The organism is Rhodovulum sp. DZ06 (genome assembly GCF_050586345.1).
Taxonomy (GTDB): Bacteria; Pseudomonadota; Alphaproteobacteria; order Rhodobacterales; family Rhodobacteraceae; genus JBOCEF01.
In genome coordinates, this window is sequence record NZ_JBOCEF010000003.1 from 81,240 (window position 1) to 97,433 (window position 16,194).

Annotated in this window: 9 protein-coding genes; 6 read left to right on the top strand and 3 right to left on the bottom strand. The window is 69.1% G+C overall.

Features of this window, described 5'->3' with window-relative positions; all coding sequences use genetic code 11:
- Nucleotides 1-52: 52 nt before the first annotated feature.
- The 3 genes from ACQ5SO_RS02380 to ACQ5SO_RS02390 all read left to right on the top strand — a co-directional run bounded on the left by ACQ5SO_RS02380 (nucleotide 53) and on the right by ACQ5SO_RS02390 (nucleotide 3,421).
- Nucleotides 53-661, top strand: a complete 609-nt coding sequence (locus ACQ5SO_RS02380; protein ID WP_430939966.1) for a VPLPA-CTERM sorting domain-containing protein — start codon at nucleotides 53-55, stop codon at nucleotides 659-661.
- Between the two features lie 380 nt (nucleotides 662-1,041).
- A complete protein-coding gene (locus tag ACQ5SO_RS02385) occupies nucleotides 1,042-2,526 on the top strand; it encodes a SulP family inorganic anion transporter (RefSeq protein WP_430940053.1) in 1,485 nt (494 codons plus the stop codon).
- Nucleotides 2,527-2,539: 13 nt separating this feature from the next.
- Nucleotides 2,540-3,421: a universal stress protein gene (locus ACQ5SO_RS02390; protein ID WP_430939967.1), complete on the top strand. Its 882-nt coding sequence runs from the start codon at nucleotides 2,540-2,542 to the stop codon at nucleotides 3,419-3,421.
- Between the two features lie 98 nt (nucleotides 3,422-3,519).
- Here the strand turns inward: ACQ5SO_RS02390 and ACQ5SO_RS02395 are convergent, their stop codons facing one another.
- The 3 genes from ACQ5SO_RS02395 to ACQ5SO_RS02405 all read right to left on the bottom strand — a co-directional run bounded on the left by ACQ5SO_RS02395 (nucleotide 3,520) and on the right by ACQ5SO_RS02405 (nucleotide 10,867).
- Nucleotides 3,520-3,918: a hypothetical protein gene (locus ACQ5SO_RS02395; protein ID WP_430939968.1), complete on the bottom strand. Its 399-nt coding sequence runs from the start codon at nucleotides 3,916-3,918 to the stop codon at nucleotides 3,520-3,522.
- Between the two features lie 226 nt (nucleotides 3,919-4,144).
- Nucleotides 4,145-7,102: an H-type lectin domain-containing protein gene (locus tag ACQ5SO_RS02400; RefSeq protein ID WP_430939969.1), complete on the bottom strand. Its 2,958-nt coding sequence runs from the start codon at nucleotides 7,100-7,102 to the stop codon at nucleotides 4,145-4,147.
- 321 nt (nucleotides 7,103-7,423) lie between these two features.
- Complete coding sequence (locus ACQ5SO_RS02405) at nucleotides 7,424-10,867, bottom strand: indolepyruvate ferredoxin oxidoreductase family protein (RefSeq protein ID WP_430939970.1); 3,444 nt, start codon at nucleotides 10,865-10,867, stop codon at nucleotides 7,424-7,426.
- A 171-nt stretch (nucleotides 10,868-11,038) separates the two neighbouring features.
- On the opposite strand from ACQ5SO_RS02405, the gene ACQ5SO_RS02410 reads away from it, so the two are divergent.
- The 3 genes from ACQ5SO_RS02410 to ACQ5SO_RS02420 all read left to right on the top strand — a co-directional run bounded on the left by ACQ5SO_RS02410 (nucleotide 11,039) and on the right by ACQ5SO_RS02420 (nucleotide 16,191).
- Nucleotides 11,039-11,497 (top strand): Lrp/AsnC family transcriptional regulator, encoded by a 459-nt coding sequence (locus ACQ5SO_RS02410; RefSeq protein ID WP_430939971.1) that lies wholly within the window; start codon nucleotides 11,039-11,041, stop codon nucleotides 11,495-11,497.
- A gap of 311 nt (nucleotides 11,498-11,808) precedes the next feature.
- The gene (locus tag ACQ5SO_RS02415; RefSeq protein WP_430939972.1) at nucleotides 11,809-12,993 is read left to right on the top strand and encodes a tyrosine-type recombinase/integrase; all 1,185 of its coding nucleotides are present in this window, start codon (nucleotides 11,809-11,811) and stop codon (nucleotides 12,991-12,993) included.
- 135 nt (nucleotides 12,994-13,128) lie between these two features.
- Nucleotides 13,129-16,191 (top strand): BPTD_3080 family restriction endonuclease, encoded by a 3,063-nt coding sequence (locus ACQ5SO_RS02420; RefSeq protein ID WP_430939973.1) that lies wholly within the window; start codon nucleotides 13,129-13,131, stop codon nucleotides 16,189-16,191.
- Nucleotides 16,192-16,194 lie beyond the last annotated feature (3 nt).

Sequence of the window (16,194 nt, forward strand, 5' to 3'; positions counted from 1 at the left end):
GACCGCGTAGTTTTGGTGGCGGCCGGTTGCGGCCTATGGGGAGAAAATCGACATGACGAAACGCCTTCGCTCGGCCGCCTTCGCGGCCGCCGTCTGCCTGTGCGCCGCTCCGGCCGCGGCGGCGCCCTTTTCCTTCACCTTCGACATGCCCGCCTGGGACTATGACAGCTGGGCCGGACAGACCTACAGCATGACGCTGATCGTCGACAACGGCGGGTCGACCGACATCAACCAGAGCTACACCAACGCCCACATCCTGGACGCGATCTTCGACGTGAACGGAACCATCGTCGACACCCGCAGCTGGTCCATCGACTATGGCACGGGGACCAACCCGATCGCCACCTGGATCACCACCGACGGCGCCGGCGTGGCCGCGCTGGACCTGAGCGGCGGTGTCAATTCGAGGTGGTCGAAGGGCAATCCGGTCCCGGATTCCGGATTGGCCCAGATCACCGACCTCGGGTCGATCCAGGTCAGGTGGGGCGGGGATCTCGGCGATTATGTCTTCTACAACCCGTTCACCGGCCCGATCGCCGAGGCGCAGGCCGAGTCGGGTGGCGAGACGGGCGGTGTCTCGGACGTGCCGCTGCCCGCATCCCTGCCCGCGCTGGCCGCGGGGCTGACGGGCCTGTTCGCCCTGCGCCGCCGCCGGGGCTGAGGCCCCGCGCCCGCCGCCATCCAACGGCGGCGGGCGCGCCCCCCTGCACGCCCCTCCTGAACATCACCGCCCGCGCCGCGTTTTGCCGCGGCGCGGCAAAACTGCGTCGACGGCCCCGGTTTTCGCCTCTATTGTGCCGCCCATCCGCAGCCTGGCCCCCCGCGTGGGGCCGTTTCCATGGCCGCCCAGACCCAATCCACCCCGCGCGCGTCTTTCGCGGCGACCCGGCCCGGCGCCTTCCCGCCCCCTCCGGACGCCCGCCGTCCTGACGCCCGCGCCTGTCGACCCCGGCGCGGCCCCGGCCGCGCACCCGCTAAACGGCGCGGCAAGGCCCGGCCGCCCCCCTGACCGACCAGCAGGAGCGACCCTTGCATCCCGACATCCTTCACCGCCTGCGCGCCGAATGGCTCGGCAACGTCCGCGGCGACCTTCTCTCCGGCCTCGTCGTCGCCCTCGCGCTGATCCCCGAGGCGATCGCGTTTTCCATCATCGCGGGCGTGGACCCGAAGATCGGCCTCTACGCCAGCTTCTCCATCGCCGTGGTCACAGCCATCGCGGGCGGGCGTCCGGGCATGATCTCGGCCGCCACCGCCGCCACCGCGGTGCTGATGGTCACGCTGGTGCGCGACCACGGCCTGCAATACCTGCTCGCCGCCACGATCCTCGCAGGCGTCCTGCAGCTCGGGGCAGGGGCGCTGCGCCTCGGGGGGCTGATGAAATTCGTCTCCCGCTCGGTGATGACCGGCTTCGTGAACGCGCTGGCGATCCTGATCTTCATCGCGCAGCTGCCGGAGTTGGACCCCGACACGGTGCCGATGCTGACTTACGTCTTCGTCGCCGCGGGCCTCGCGATCATCTACCTGTTCCCCTACATCACCAGGGCGATCCCGTCGCCGCTGGTCTGCATCCTGGTGCTGTCCGCCGTCACCATGGGCCTTGGCCTCGACGAGCTGCGCACCGTCTCGGACATGGGCGAACTGCCGGACACCTTCCCGGTCTTCCTGCTGCCCGAGGTGCCGCTGAACCTCGAAACCCTGCAGATCATCCTGCCCTACTCGGCGGGCGTCGCGGCGGTGGGCCTGCTGGAATCGCTGATGACGGCGAACATCGTGGACGACCTGACCGACACCACGTCCGACAAGAACCGCGAGTGCTACGGGCAGGGCCTCGCCAACATCGCCACCGGCTTCATCGGCGGCATGGCGGGCTGCGCGATGATCGGCCAGTCGATGATCAACGTGAAATCCGGCGGGCGCGGGCGGCTGTCCTGCTTCATCGCGGGCGTGTTCCTGCTGATCCTGTGCGTGGTGCTGGGCGACATCGTCGGGCTGATCCCGATGGCGGCGCTGGTGGCGATCATGATCATGGTCTCGGTCGGCACCTTCTCCTGGTCCTCGATCCGCAACCTGAAGGACCACCCGCGCTCCTCCTCGGTGGTGATGCTGGCCACCGTGGTCACGGTCGTCGGCACCCACAACCTCGCCATCGGGGTGCTGGTGGGCGTGCTGCTGTCGGGCATCTTCTTCGCGGCCAAGATCGCGCAGATCTTCCGCGTGACCTCCGAGGCGACGCCGGACGGGCGCGCGCGCACCTACCGGATCGAGGGGCAGCTCTTCTTCGCCTCGGCCGACCGCTTCATGGCCGCCTTCGACTTCAAGGAGCCGCTGGAGCGGGTCACCATCGACGTCTCGGGCGCGCATATCTGGGACATCAGCTCGGTCGGCGCGCTGGATGCGGCGGTGCTGAAGTTCCGCCGCGAGGGCGCCGAGGTCGAGGTGGTGGGCCTGAACGCCGCCTCCGAGACCATCGTCGACAAGCTCGGCGTCTATGACAAACCCGGCGCCGTGCTGGACGCCGGGCACTGAGGGGGGACGGGACATGACCGATACCAAGGCCGCGGGGCTCGAGACCGGCAAGGTCGTCGCCATGATCGACGGCTCGATCTATTCCGAGAGCGTGACCGACCACGCCGCCTGGGCCGCCGCCCGCATCGGCCGCCCGCTGGAGCTTCTGCACGTGATCGGCCCGCGCGAGGGCAACCACGGGCGCGAGGACCGCTCGGGCGCCATCGGCCTCGGGGCGCGTTCGGCGCTGCTCGAGGAACTGGCCGAGCTGGATGCGCAGCGCGGCAAGCTCGCCCAGCAGCGCGGGCGGATGATCCTCGATCATGCGGTGTCGCGCGCCGCCGAGGCGGGGGCCGAGGCGACCGCCAAGCTGCGCGCCGGGGACATCGTCGAGGAGCTTGTCAGCGTCGAGGCGGACGCCCGGGTCATCGTCATCGGCAAGCGCGGCGAGGCGGCGGATTTCGCCAAGGGACATCTCGGCTCGAACATGGAGCGCGTGGTGCGCGCCGCCAAGTGCCCGGTGCTGGTGTCGAGCCGCGCCTTCAAGCCGGTCGGGTCCTGCCTGATCGCCTTCGACGGCGGCGCCTCGGCGCTGAAGGCCGTGGACATGGCCGCCCGCTCGCCCTTCTTCGAGGGCATGAAGATCCACCTTCTGTCGGTGGGTCCGGAGTCGGCCGAGGCGAAGCGCAAGCTTGACGGCGCGCGGGCGATGCTGTCGGCCGCGGGGCACGAGATCACCGCCGGGATCCAGCCGGGCCAGCCCGAGGAGGTGATCGCGGGCTATATCGAGCGCGAGGGGATCGACCTGCTGGTGATGGGCGCCTATGGGCACAGCCGGATCCGGTCGCTGATCATAGGCTCGACCACCACCGAGATGGTGCGCTCCTGCACCGTGCCGGTGCTGCTGTTCCGCTGAGGCGTCGCCGGGGCGCCGCGAGCGCCGGGGCATGAGACGCACGGGGCGCGGGGGGCCGGTGGGCCGCCCGCGCCCCTTTTCATGCGCGCCGGGCGGGATCAGCCGCGGCCGCCATTGCCGCCGCCGCCTGCGCCGCCGCCGCCGCCGCCGCCTGCGCCGCCGCCGCCTGCGCCGCCGTCACCCTGGCCGCCGCCGCCCTGGCCGCCGCCATGGCCCGCTTCGCCCTGGCCGGTTCCGCCCTGCGCGGCGCCGCGCCCGCCGGCGACGTCCGACAGCTTGCCATGCGCGTTCTGCACCATGACGCCGCGCATCTCGTCCTCGCCCGGGGTGTCGGCGCTGCGGGCCTGGTTCTCGTCGTGGAACTGCTCGTTGAGCGAGGCGAGGTCGCTGGACCACGGGTTGTTGTGACCGGCGAGCGCGGCGCCGGGCAGGCCGAGCAGCAGGGCGGCGCCGAGGGCGCGGGCGCCGAGGGCGCGGGCGGTGGAGGCGTGGGACATGGGCGTAAGCTCCTGCTTGTTGATATTCGCAATCAGGCATATAATAAGCGCGCGCTGACGGACAAGCGGCAAGATCACGGCATTTATCCATGGTCGTGAAACGGTTTCGGGCTGCATGCGTCCCCCGGGGCCGCGCCGCACGCGAAAAGGGCCGCCGCGCGATCTGCGCGGCGGCCCTTCCGCCTCGGGTCCCGGGGGCGGCGGACCGCCCCCGGGGCCTGGTGGATCAGCCGACCACCAGCGTGTCGAGGAACACTTCCGTGGCGGTCAGCAGGCCCGCGGTCTCGAAGGCGAGGCCCGAGGCCGTCTCGGGCCAGTGCGAGGTCTCGGCGTCGGCGGACTGGTCCTCCTGCGCGAACCACAGCGCGGTGGCGTTGGTCCCGTCGTCGATCACGTCGGCGATCCGCAGGTTCGCCGGGTCCGCGCCGTTGTAGCTGGTCAGCCCGGCCGAGATCAGCGGATCGGTGCCGACGGCCTCGTCGAAGCTGAAGGCGTCGCCGAAATCGGTGACCGAGTTGGAGCTGAAGGCCTGGGCCCCGAGCCCGTTCCACTCGAACACGTCGTCCGCGCCCGCCACGTCGATCGCGGCCCAGCCGACCACCTCCATCGTGTGGGACCCGCCCTCGTTGTTCGCCTGCTCTTCCTGCAGCGCGATCTCGAAGCCCTCGGTGGTGATGTTCCGGGCCCGGACGATCTCCCACTGCGGGCCGTTGGCCGTCTGCACCTGCAGCAGCACCGTCGGCGCCTCGTCGAAGGTCGCCTCGAAGGACACAGAGTAGAACGTGTCCGTCGGCCCCTCGGGGATCACCGTGGTCCCGACCTCGAGCATGGTGCCGTCGGCCAGGCGCCAGGCGCCTTCCTCGAGCGTCAGCAGCGTCACGCTTTCCGCGGCGTGCCAGCCGTCGAGGTAGTCCGGCTCCTCCAGGTGCAGCGTGGCGCCGGTGGAGGTGATCTCCGAGAACTCCGCCGTCACCGGGGCGCGGCCGTTCATGGAGGTGACCGTGGCGAAGACGACCGGGTTCAGGAACTCGGCCCCGCCCTCGAAGGACACGGTCTGGTCGACATGGGTCAGCGCGTCGATGGTCTGCACCGCGCCCATCGTCGCCGGCGGCTCGATGCTCTCGTACTCGATCACCAGCTGCATGTCGTAGATGCTGGTGCTGTCCTGGCGGTCGCCCTTCAGGTAGACGGCCGTGTCGAGCGTGTCGGGACGCAGCATCTGCCCGTTCGGCGTCACCGCCGTCAGGATCAGGCCGGTGGGCAGCGCGTCGCCCTCGCCCAGGGTCCCGTTCACCGCGCTCCAGCCCGCATCGATGATGCCGTCGCCGTTCTCGTCCAGGCGGGTCGGGTCGATCAGCATGAAGCCGTGGCTGGTCGAGAGCGGCGAGTCGCCTTCCCAGTCGAGCAGGTTGATCGAGGTGGTGATCAGCTCGCCCGTCTCGTACTTGATGTTGTCCCTCTGGTAGGGCGGCGGGGTGTTCTCCTCGAGCGGGACCTCGAGCCCCGGCAGGTCCTGGCCGAACTTGTTCGGCGTCAGGCGCCAGCGCGGCCCGGACACGAGCGCGTCGTCGGTGAAGCCCTCGGCCTCGGCCTCTTCGCGGCTGTGGAAGCTGACGAACACCTGGCGGTAGTCGTCCGCGGGGTAGAGGTCATAGGACCATTCGAACGGCTCGCGGTCGACGGTGGTGTACCAGTCGGCGGTGAAGCCCTCGGTCAGATCCTCCGAGGCCGCGTCCATGCCGTCCGCGGCGGCGATCAGCGACAGGTCGCGGAACACGGCGCCGATGACGCCCGAGGCGTCCTCGTTGCGGTAGCCCGCGAGCGTCCCGTCGGGGAAGTACACGGCCGTGCCGCCGGCGGTCATGTCGACCTCGCCGGAGGCGTCGAGCTTGAGATAGCTCGGCAGCGGCTCGCCTTCGCCGTTGTAGCTGTCGCGCACGGCCACCCACAGGGTGTTGGCGGCGTCGTCCGGGTCCGTCACCTCGTAGTAGGAGGGCAGGCGGCCGATGGCGGCCTCGTTCTCGTAGTCCTCGGGGCGGATCTGGTCGTTCGGGTTGTTGGTGATGTCATGGGTCACCAGCAGCTGGGCGCTGATCACGCGGAAGCCCGCGTGGCCGTTCTCCAGGCTGTCGGCGATGCCGTTGTTGTCGAGGTCGCGCGTCCACTCCTCGGGCAGGTCGATCTCGACATCCATGCGGATGTCGTTCGGCCGCTTCACCGCGGTGCCCCAGCGATAGAGCAGCTTGCCGTCATCCTTGAGGGTGACGGAGTAGTCGTCGCCGTAAGCGATGTCGTAGTTGATCGTGGACTCGTTGGGCTCGAGCAGGTCGGTGACGTCGATGGTCCCGAACCCGTTGAGCCAGCTGTCGACGACGTCCGCCTCGCCATCCGCATCAAGATCGACGCCGCCCACGAGGATGGCCTCGGGCGTGCCGTCGCCATCCGTGTCGTAATCGAGCGACACGGCCATGGTGGTGTAGGTGTCGAGGGTTCCGTCGCGGTCGAAGTCGATATCCGCATAGGTCTGCGGCGCGGCGCCGCCGTCCACGTCGGCCACCGCGGTCTCGAGCGCGTCGGTCAGCTCGGACACGTAAAGCTCGTGCAGCACGCCCGGCTCCCACGCGCCGTCGGTCCCGGTGGGCCGCAGGTCGCGCAGCTTCAGGTCGTCGTCGAGCGGCGCGACGGCGTCCGGGTCGCCCGGGAACGCCTGGTCCGACAGGACCTGCGCCATGACGTTGTAGTGTTCGGTCGACGCCTTCACCGTCGCCCCGCCGAGGCCGAGCGCCCAGGTGCCGAGCGGCGCGCCCGACTTGAAGATGTCCGTTTCGGCGTTGTGCAGCGAGATGCCGATGACGTTCCCCTCGTCATCGAGCACGTTGCCGGCGAAGCCCTCGGCGTAGTCGCCGTCGAGGATCTTGGTCTCGGCCCCGACGAAATCGGTCACGTAGAAGCCGAATTCGCTGTCGATGGGATAGAGGGTGTTGCCCGCCTTGTCGGTATAGGTCTCGGCGCCCGAGGACCCGTCGGTGTCGATCAGGCTCGGGTCGTCGGCGTAGGTGACGCCGCCGAAGGTTCCAAGGATGTCGTCGATGCTCAGGACCCGGAGGCCGGAGGTGTAGACGACGGGCGTGCCGACGGCTTCGACGGCGAGGGACGGAAGGCCGTCCGTGATGATCTCGGTCATGTGTCTTCCCCAATGCCGGCTGCTGGGCGGCCCTGGGGCGTTGCCGGCGCCGCCCTCAGGCACGTCAATTGGGCACGGGGAGAAACTTGTTTCCTTGATTTTAATCAATTCATATTCGCAACCAAATATGGGTTTCGGGCGCCCTCCTGGCGCGAGCCCTTGAAAGGACATGCAATCTGCGCGCCCGGTCTGCGCGCCCGGCGCGGGAAAGAATTTTCGATCCGGCGGCGCCGGGGCCCGCCGCCCGCGCCGACCGGCGGGGGGGCTGCGCGAGTCGCGGGGCGGACGGGGCGCGAGTCGCGCAGGGGCCGCCCCGGGCGGTCACTCGGCGGCGAGCGGGGGCGCCTCCCCGGCCCGTCCGATCCCGGCCCGCAGCGCCTCCCGCGCCGCCATCGCCTTCGCGAAGGCTGCGGATTTCACCGGGCCGTAGCCGCGGACCTCGGTCGCCAGCCGCAGCAGCGCCTCGGCCTGGTCGGCGGGCACGCCCCCGCCGGTCACGAGGTCGAGATCGTCCTCCACCGCCTTGATCAGCGCCCGCTCCTCGCGCCGGTCCTTGCCGCGCCCGAACGGGTCCAGCGGCGTCCCGCGCAGGAATTTCAGTCGCGCCAGAACCCGGAACACGGGCAGGATCCACGGGCCGAACGCGCGCTTCTTCGGCCGCCCGTCGGCGGCCGTGCCGGGCAGGACCGGGGGCGCGAGGTTGAAGGCGATGCGGCCGCCATCCTCGAACGCCGCCTTCAGCCCTTCGGCGAAGTCCGGCGAGGCATAGAGGCGCGCCACCTCGTATTCGTCCTTGTACGCCAGCGCCTGCGCATAGGCGATGGCGGCGGTGCGGTGCAACGCCGCCTCGCCCGGGGTCGCCGCCATCAGCGCCTCGATCCGGGCGCGATAGCGGCGGGCGAGGGCGGCGTCCTGGTACGCCTCCAGGTGCGCTTCGCGATGGGCCAGGACCTCCTCCAGCGACATGTCGCGCAGGGCGGGGACGGGGGACGGGGGCGCGATCCGCGCGGCGATGGCGGCCGGGTCATGGGCCATCAGCCGCCCCCAGTCGAAGGCGGCGAGGTTGCTTTCCACCGCCACGCCGTTCAGCCGGATCGCCCGGGCGATCGCCTCGCGGCCCACGGGGACGAAGCCGCGCTGCCAGGCATGGCCGAGCATCATCAGGTTGGCCGCGATCTCGTCCCCGCAAAGGGCCAGGGCGGCGCCGGCGAAGTCGCGGAAATCCTCGCGCCCCGTCGTGCGCTCGGCCACCGCCTTCAGGAGCGCCGCCTCGCGGAAATCGAAATCGCGCAGGCGCACGAAATCCGAGGTCGGGGCGACGCGCGCGTTCAGCACCGCGCGGGTGCGGGCGGGATCGCAGAGCAGCGCCGCCTCCTTGCCCGCGGCGACCACCGGGTCGGCGGCCAGCAGCAGGTCGGCCCCGCCCGCGGCGATGCGCGGGGCGGTGGCGATCCGCTCGGGGCGGGCGATGCGCACATGGGTCAGCACCGCGCCCCCTTTCTGCGCCAGCCCCGCCATGTCGAGGATCATCGGGACCTTGCCCTCGAGATGCGCGGCCATGCCGAGCAGCGCGCCGACGGTCAGCACGCCGGTGCCGCCGATCCCGGCGACGGCGATGTTCCAGGCGCGGCCGATCACCGGCAGCTCCGGCTCGGGCAGGGCCGAGACATCGGGTCCCGCCTGCGCTTCGGGCTTGCGCGGGGCGGCGCCGCGCACGGTCACGAAGCTGGGGCAGAAGCCCTTCAGGCAGGAAAAGTCCTTGTTGCAGGCCGACTGGTTGATGCGCCGCTTGCGGCCCATCGGGGTCTCTTCCGGCTCGACCGCGATGCAGTTGGACTGGACGGAGCAATCGCCGCAGCCCTCGCAGACCGCGGGGTTGATCCAGACCCGCATGTCCGGGTCCTCCATCGTCCCGCGCTTGCGGCGGCGGCGCTTCTCGGCGGCGCAGGTCTGCTCGTAGACCATCACGGTGACGCCGGGGATCTCGCGCAGCTCCTTCATCACGGCGTCGATCTCGTCCCGGTGGCGGATCTCGGTCCCGGGGGCGAGGTCGGCGGGGCGGTGCAGCCCGGGGCGGTCCGAGACGAGGACGATCTTCGCGACCCCTTCGTGGAACACCTGGTGGGTGATCTGCGCCGGGGACAGATCGCCGTCATGGGTCTGTCCGCCGGTCATGGCGACGGCGTCGTTGTAGAGGATCTTGTAGGTGATGTTCGCCTTCGCGGCGACCGACTGGCGGATGGCGAGATGACCGGAGTGGAAATAGGTCCCGTCGCCAAGATTCACGAAGCGGTGCCTTTCGTCGGTGAACCGCCCGATGGCGGTCCAGGGCACGCCCTCGGCGCCCATATGCGTAAAGGTCTCGGTGTTGCGGTCCATCCACTGGACCATGAAGTGACAGCCGATCCCGGCCATGGCCTTCGACCCCTCGGGCACCTTCGTGGAGGTGTTGTGCGGGCAGCCGGCGCAGTAATGCGGCAGCCGCTCGGTCGGGGCGTCGATCGCCGCGGCCTCGGCCGCCTCCAGCGCCGCGGCCCGGGCCTGGAGACGGGCGGCCAGCCCCCCGGGCAGGTCCAGCCGCAGCGCCCGGTCGGCGATGGCGCGGGCGACGGCGGAGACGCTGAGCCCCGAGGACAGGGGCAGGAACGGGCGGTCGTCCTCGTCATGCTTGCCGACGATCCGCGGGCGCACGTCGGCGCGCCAGTTGAAGAGCTGCTGCTTGACCTGGTTCTCGATGATCTCGCGCCGCTCCTCGATGATCAGCACCTCCTCGAGGCCCCGGGAGAAGGCGCGGATCCCCTCCGGCTCCAGCGGCCAGGGCATCCGCACCTTGTAAAGGCGCAGGCCGATCGCGGCGCGTTCCTCGGGGCCGATGCCAAGCTCGGTCAGCGCGAGATGCACGTCCTCATAGGCCTTGCCCGAGGCGACGATGCCGAGCCGCGCGTCCGGCTGGTCGAAGATCACCCGGTCGACGCCGTTGGCGCGGGCGAAGGCGATGGCGGCGAAGCCCTTGAGCTCCTGCAACCGGTGGTCCTGCTCCAGCGGCGCATCGGGCCAGCGCAGGTTCAGCCCGCCCTCGGGCATCTCGAAATCGGTCGGCGCGGTGAAGCGGGCGCCCTCCTGCGCCAGGTCGATCACGGTGGTGGTCTCGACCGTCTCGGAGATCACCTTGAACCCGGTCCAGCAGCCCGAATAGCGCGACATGGCGATGCCGAGCAGGCCCAGCTCCAGGAACTCGTGCGCCGAGGACGGGTAGAGCATCGGCATCAGCGCCGAGATGAAGGCATGGTCCGACTGGTGGGGAATGGACGACGACTTGCAGGTGTGGTCGTCCCCCGCGACGGCGAGCACGCCGCCATGGGCCGCGGTCCCGGCGGCGTTGGCGTGCTTGAACACGTCGCCCGAGCGGTCCACGCCCGGCCCCTTGCCGTACCACAGGCCCACCAGCCCGTCCTTGCGGGCGCCGGGCGACAGGTGCAGCTGCTGGGCGCCCCAGACCGCGGTGGCGGCGAGGTCCTCGTTCAGCCCCGGCTGGAACACGATGTCGAGCGGGTCGAGGAACCGTTTCGCCGCGGCGAATTGCTGGTCGAGCCCCCCGAGCGGCGAGCCGCGATAGCCCGAGATGAAGGCCCCGGTGTTCAGCCCCGCCGCCCGGTCGCGGCGCATCTGCGTCATCGGCAGCCGCACCAGCGCCTGCGTGCCGGTCATGAAAACATGGCCGCTTTCGGCCGTGTACTTGTCGTCGAGGGTGATTTCCCGGGTCATGGCGCGTCCTCCCAGCCGCGTTTCCATGATGGCGCGGACGGCGTAGGACAGCGTCGCGAAAACGGGGCCGGGACGGGGCATTCCGAGGACCCTGTTTCCGAAGTGCGCCCAAGGTGGGACAATGTTTCGATCCATAAAAACGAATCGGAACGCTGTTGCGAGGAGGGCGGCATGGAGCTGGACGAGGCGGACCTGAAGATCCTCCGGGCGGTGCAGGACCGGCCGGGCCTGACGACGCGCGAGCTGGCCGAGGAGGTGGGGCTGAGCCACACCCCCGTCTGGCGGCGGCTTCAGCGGATGGAGGAGGAGGGCGTCGTCTCCGCGCCCCTGCGGCTGGTGGATCCCGAGGGGGCGGGGTTCGACATCTCGGCCTTCTGCTTCGTCGCGCTCAAGGAGCATCGCCGCGAGATCCTGCGCGAGTTCGAGGCGGCGGTGCGGCTGGAGCCGCGGATCCTGCAATGCCATTCGCTGACCGGGGAGCACGATTACATGCTGCACGTCCTGGCCCGCTCGGTGCGCGATTACGAGCGGACGGTGAAGGACGCGCTGACGGCGCTGCCGCATGTGCGGGCGATCAACACCAGCTTCTCCCTGCGCCGGGTGAAGGCGAACGCGAAGGTGCCGGTGTGAGGGCGGGGAGGCCCGAAGCGCCGGGCCTTGCCCGCGCGCACAAAAAAAACGGGGCCAGGTGCGCAACCGCCTGACCCCGCGTCTTAAATCTTGGTGGGTGATGTAGGGCTCGAACCTACGACCCGCTGATTAAGAGTCGTCAGTCAGGGATTTCTCGGCCGCGCAGTGCATTTCTGCCACCTTGGAGAAATGACATAAAATCAGATGCTTGTGCGCCATCCACCTTTCGACCTGCTTCGCTCGGCCCCTTGCCATTTCACGCGCTCCTGCTTACCTGCTGCTTACCCGGGTAAGCAAGCGGAGCCCCGCACATGCCGACGAAGCGCCTGTCCAAGAGCGTGGTGGAGAAGATCCAGCCGGGTCCGCGCGACGTGGTGATCTGGGACGAGGCGCTCCCCGGCTTCGGCCTGCGGGTCAAACCCAGCGGCGTGCGGAGCTACGTGGTCCAATACCGCGCGAAAGACACAGGCGCCACGCGCCGCGCCACCATCGGTCGCCACGGCCCGCTCCTCAGCTTCGACCAGGCGAAGAAACAGGCCCGCGCGCTGCTCGCCGACGCCATGCGCGGCGCCGACCCGGTGGCGGAGAAGACCGAGGCCCGCAAGGCGCCGACCATGCGCGACCTCTGCGACGACTATCTCACCCGCCACGCCATCCCCAACAAGCGCCCCAACAGCGTCCGCAATGACCGCGGTTTGATCGACGGTCACGTCCTCCCGGCGCTGGGCCGCAAGCGCGTGCGCGACGTCGCGCGCCGGGATGTCGAGGACCTGCGGGAGCGCATGGCCGCCACCCCCTACCAGGCGAACCGGGCGCTGGCGCTGCTGTCGAAGATGTTCTCCCTCGCCGTCGCCTGGGGCTGGCGCCCTGACAACCCGGCCAGGGGCGTCGCGCGTTTCCAGGAGGAGAAGCGCCGCCGCTGGCTCTCCGACGCCGAACTGCGCCGCCTGTGGCAGGCGCTCGAACGCCGCTCCGGCCAACCCGCGGCGGAGGCGGTGAAACTCCAGCTGCTGACCGGCGCGCGGCTGGGCGAGGTGCTGGGCGCGAAGGTCGGGGACTTCGACCTCGACCGCGGCGTCTGGACCAAGCCCTCTCACCAGACCAAGCAAAAGCGGACCGAGCACCTGCCGCTCAGCGCCCCGGCGGTCGAGCTGGTGGGCGCCCTCTGCGCTGGGCGCGCCCCCGGGGACTGGCTGTTCCCCGGGCGGGTCGAGGGGCAGCCGCTGCGGGAGATCAAGCGCTTCTGGGCTGCGCTGACCGCGGAGGCGGGGCTGGAGGATTACCGCCGCCACGACAACCGCCACACATTCGCGTCGCACCTGGTGTCCTCGGGGCTGAGCCTCGAGATCGTGGGGCAGCTGCTTGGGCACAGTTCGGCGGAGACGACGAAGCGCTATGCGCACCTTGCGGACGATGCGCTGCGGAATGCGGCGGATCGGTTCGGGGGGAAGGTGGCGGGAGCGGGTGGGTTATCACGACCTGACGAGAAGGAATGACGATTCCTGCTGGCATAACCTCTTAAGATCGGTTGAACCGGAGCCCCGACTCAGGCGAGACACTAAGGCTGCGTTCATTTAAGAGGTTTCATGGGTCTGGAACCTGCGCGCTGAAGTTTCGAGCGAGTGTAAGCCATGTCTTTCTTTGAGCGTCCCATCCTGAATTCGCCCTATTTCGTGCCGGATCGACATTGGGAGTTGGAGGACGGACGGCCCACCGACCGCATTCTGCCGCACCGCCGGAAGGCGGACCTGATTTCGGCGATCCCTGGCGCCCGCAGTTCCGGCAGCGCGCCTCAGGGGGATCTTGGCCTCGACCATGCCGCCGGCCTCTCTACGAGCAGTACTGAGTACAACCAGTCGAACCTCAACGAATTGCGCCAGGAGGTCGACACTTGGCGGCGTCTGCCGAATCCGTCCCAATGGGGCGTCTCGCCTGTAACCCAGCGCCTGTTGCAGCATTGGCGCGCGCTGCAGGCTGACGAGAGCCAGCCGATCCGCCCCTTCTTTTGCCAACTCGAAGCGGTGGAGACGGCGATATGGCTGGCCGAGGTCGCGCCGAAAGGTGGATCGCGAGGGCGTGGTCGGCGGTTCCTCGGCTGGCTCGAGCAGGCCAATGCCGAGGCGAACCCGGAGCTTTTTCGTATCGCCCTCAAGCTTGCCACGGGCGCTGGAAAAACCACCGTCATGGCGATGCTCATCGCATGGCAGACGCTGAATGCCGTTCGCTCGCCGAATGCAAAGCGCTATTCGAAGGGCTTCCTGATCGTCGCGCCGGGAATCACGATCAAGGACCGGCTCAGGGTTCTTCAGCCCAACGACACGGACAGCTACTACGCCAGCCGGAGTCTCGTGCCCACCGACCTGCTGCCGGACCTGGGCAAGGCGCGGATCGTCATCACCAACTACCACGCCTTCAAACGCCGTGAGACGCAGGACATTTCGAAGGGTGGGCGTGCGGCGTTGGCGGGTCACGGGGAAGTCTTGGACACGCTGGAGACCGAGGGGCAGATGCTCCAGCGGGTCATGAAGGACCTGATGGGGATGAAGAACATCGTCGTGATCAACGATGAGGCCCACCACTGCTACCGGGAGCGACCGGGTGCAGCCGCCCGGAAGCTTAGCGGGGACGAGCGCAAAGAGGCCGAGGCGAACGCAGAGGCGGCGCGGCTCTGGATCTCGGGGATCGAGGCTGCGAAGCGGTTGCTCGGCGTGCCCGTGGTCTATGATCTGTCCGCGACGCCCTTTTTCCTTGCGGGCTCGGGATATGTCGAGGGGACGCTGTTCCCCTGGGTCGTCTCCGATTTCTCGCTGATGGATGCAATCGAATGCGGGATCGTCAAGCTTCCCCGCGTTCCGGTGGCGGACAACGTTCCGGGCCGCCCGGAACCGATGTATCGCAACCTCTGGAGAGAGGTTGGAAAGCGGATGCCCAAGAAGGCGAAGGGGCAGAAAAAGCCAAACCCTGCCGACCTTCCTCTTGAGGTGCAGGCGGCGCTCGATGCGCTCTACGGCCATTATGAGAAAACCTACGAAGCGTGGGAGGCAGAAGGCGTCGGCGTGCCGCCGGTCTTCATCGTCGTCTGCAACAACACCACCAACTCCGAAATGTTGCGCGACTACATCGCCGGCTACGAGCGCGAGAGCGCGGATGGCGAGATCGACTTTGTGAAAGGTAAGCTGGGGCTGTTCCACAACTACGATGACTATGGCGAGCGCCTCGCAAAGCCCCGAACCATCCTGATCGACAGCGCGACCCTTGAAGCCGGCGGCGATATCGACAAGGCGTTCCGGGACGCCCATGCCGCTGAGATCGAGGCCTTTAGGCGCGAGCAGGCCAGCCGGGGGCAGGGCGCCGACGTTCTCGCCGACGCGGACATCCTGCGCGAGGTCATGAACACCATCGGCCGCAAGGGCCGTCTCGGCGAGCAGGTTCGCTGCGTCGTCTCCGTGTCCATGCTGACGGAAGGCTGGGACGCGAACAACGTGACGCATATCTTCGGCCTGCGGGCGTTCGGCACGCGCCTGATCTGCGAGCAGGTGATCGGCCGCGCCCTGCGCCGTCTTTCCTACGATCTTGACCCCGAGCCGGACCCGGATACCGGCCAACGCCTGTTCCGCACCGAGTACGCCGACATCATGGGCATCGACGGGCTCAACTTCTCGGGCCAGGCGGTGCAGGCTCCGGTCAACAAGCCTCGCGATGTGGTCAACGTTCGCGCCATGAGCCCGGAGCGGGATGACCTGGAGATCACTTTCCCCCGTGTCGAAGGCTATCGCCCGGACTTCGCCGACGACCGTCTCACCGCGGACTTCTCGAAGATCGAGCCCTTCGTACTGACGCCCGAAAAGGTCGGCGCCGCCGAGGTGAAGATGAGCGGCATCGTCGGCGAACCGGTCGATCTTACCTTGGAGCATCTGGGCTCCATCCGCCGCTCCACCATCCAGCAGCGCATCGCCGCGCATCTCGTGATGCACAAACTGCGCGATGCGGACGGTCGACCGCGCATGGGCCTGTTCCCCAAGGCCAACCGCATCGTCAAGCAATGGCTGGATGCGGATCTGCTCGTCTGCGAAGGCGGCACCATGCCAGCCCAGGCGCTCTACAAGCTGCTCACCGATGACATCTGCGACCGCATCCTCGGCGGGCTCTCGGTGGAGGGGCCGGAGGGCAAGCCAGTCCTGCGCGCGATCCTAGACCCCTACAACCCCACCGGCTCCACCGCCGACGTGAACTTCAACACCTCCGCGCCCCGCTGGCAGCCGCGGCCCGACCGGTCCCACATCAACTACATCGTCACCGACAGCGAGTGGGAGGAGCAGCTCGCCCGCCTGATCGAGGATCATCACAAGGTGCTGGCCTATGCCAAGAACCACAACCTCGGCTTCGAGATCCCCTATCGCGTCGAAGGCGAAGCGCATCGCTATCGCCCGGACTTCCTGATCCGCCTGGCCGACCCCGACGCGCCCGAAGGGGGGGAAACCGAACCCCTGACCCTCATCATCGAGGTCAAGGGATTCCGCGACGGGAACGCCGCCATCAAGGCCGCCGCGGCGAAGGACATATGGGTTCCCGCGGTCAACGCGCTGGGCCGCTACGGCCGATGGGGCTTCGCCGAACTGCGCGCCGTCCACTCCTTCCGCGAAGAGCTCGACGCCGCCATCGACGCTCTGCTCACCGCCCCCGCGACCGTCTGAGAG

Coding starts and splice junctions, on each gene's coding strand:
- ACQ5SO_RS02380 (WP_430939966.1), top strand. CDS start 53: ATGACGAAACGCCTTCGCTCGGCCGCCTTCGCGGCCGCCGTCTGCCTG.
- ACQ5SO_RS02390 (WP_430939967.1), top strand. CDS start 2,540: ATGACCGATACCAAGGCCGCGGGGCTCGAGACCGGCAAGGTCGTCGCC.
- ACQ5SO_RS02395 (WP_430939968.1), bottom strand. CDS start 3,918: ATGTCCCACGCCTCCACCGCCCGCGCCCTCGGCGCCCGCGCCCTCGGC.
- ACQ5SO_RS02400 (WP_430939969.1), bottom strand. CDS start 7,102: ATGACCGAGATCATCACGGACGGCCTTCCGTCCCTCGCCGTCGAAGCC.
- ACQ5SO_RS02405 (WP_430939970.1), bottom strand. CDS start 10,867: ATGACCCGGGAAATCACCCTCGACGACAAGTACACGGCCGAAAGCGGC.
- ACQ5SO_RS02410 (WP_430939971.1), top strand. CDS start 11,039: ATGGAGCTGGACGAGGCGGACCTGAAGATCCTCCGGGCGGTGCAGGAC.
- ACQ5SO_RS02415 (WP_430939972.1), top strand. CDS start 11,809: ATGCCGACGAAGCGCCTGTCCAAGAGCGTGGTGGAGAAGATCCAGCCG.
- ACQ5SO_RS02420 (WP_430939973.1), top strand. CDS start 13,129: ATGTCTTTCTTTGAGCGTCCCATCCTGAATTCGCCCTATTTCGTGCCG.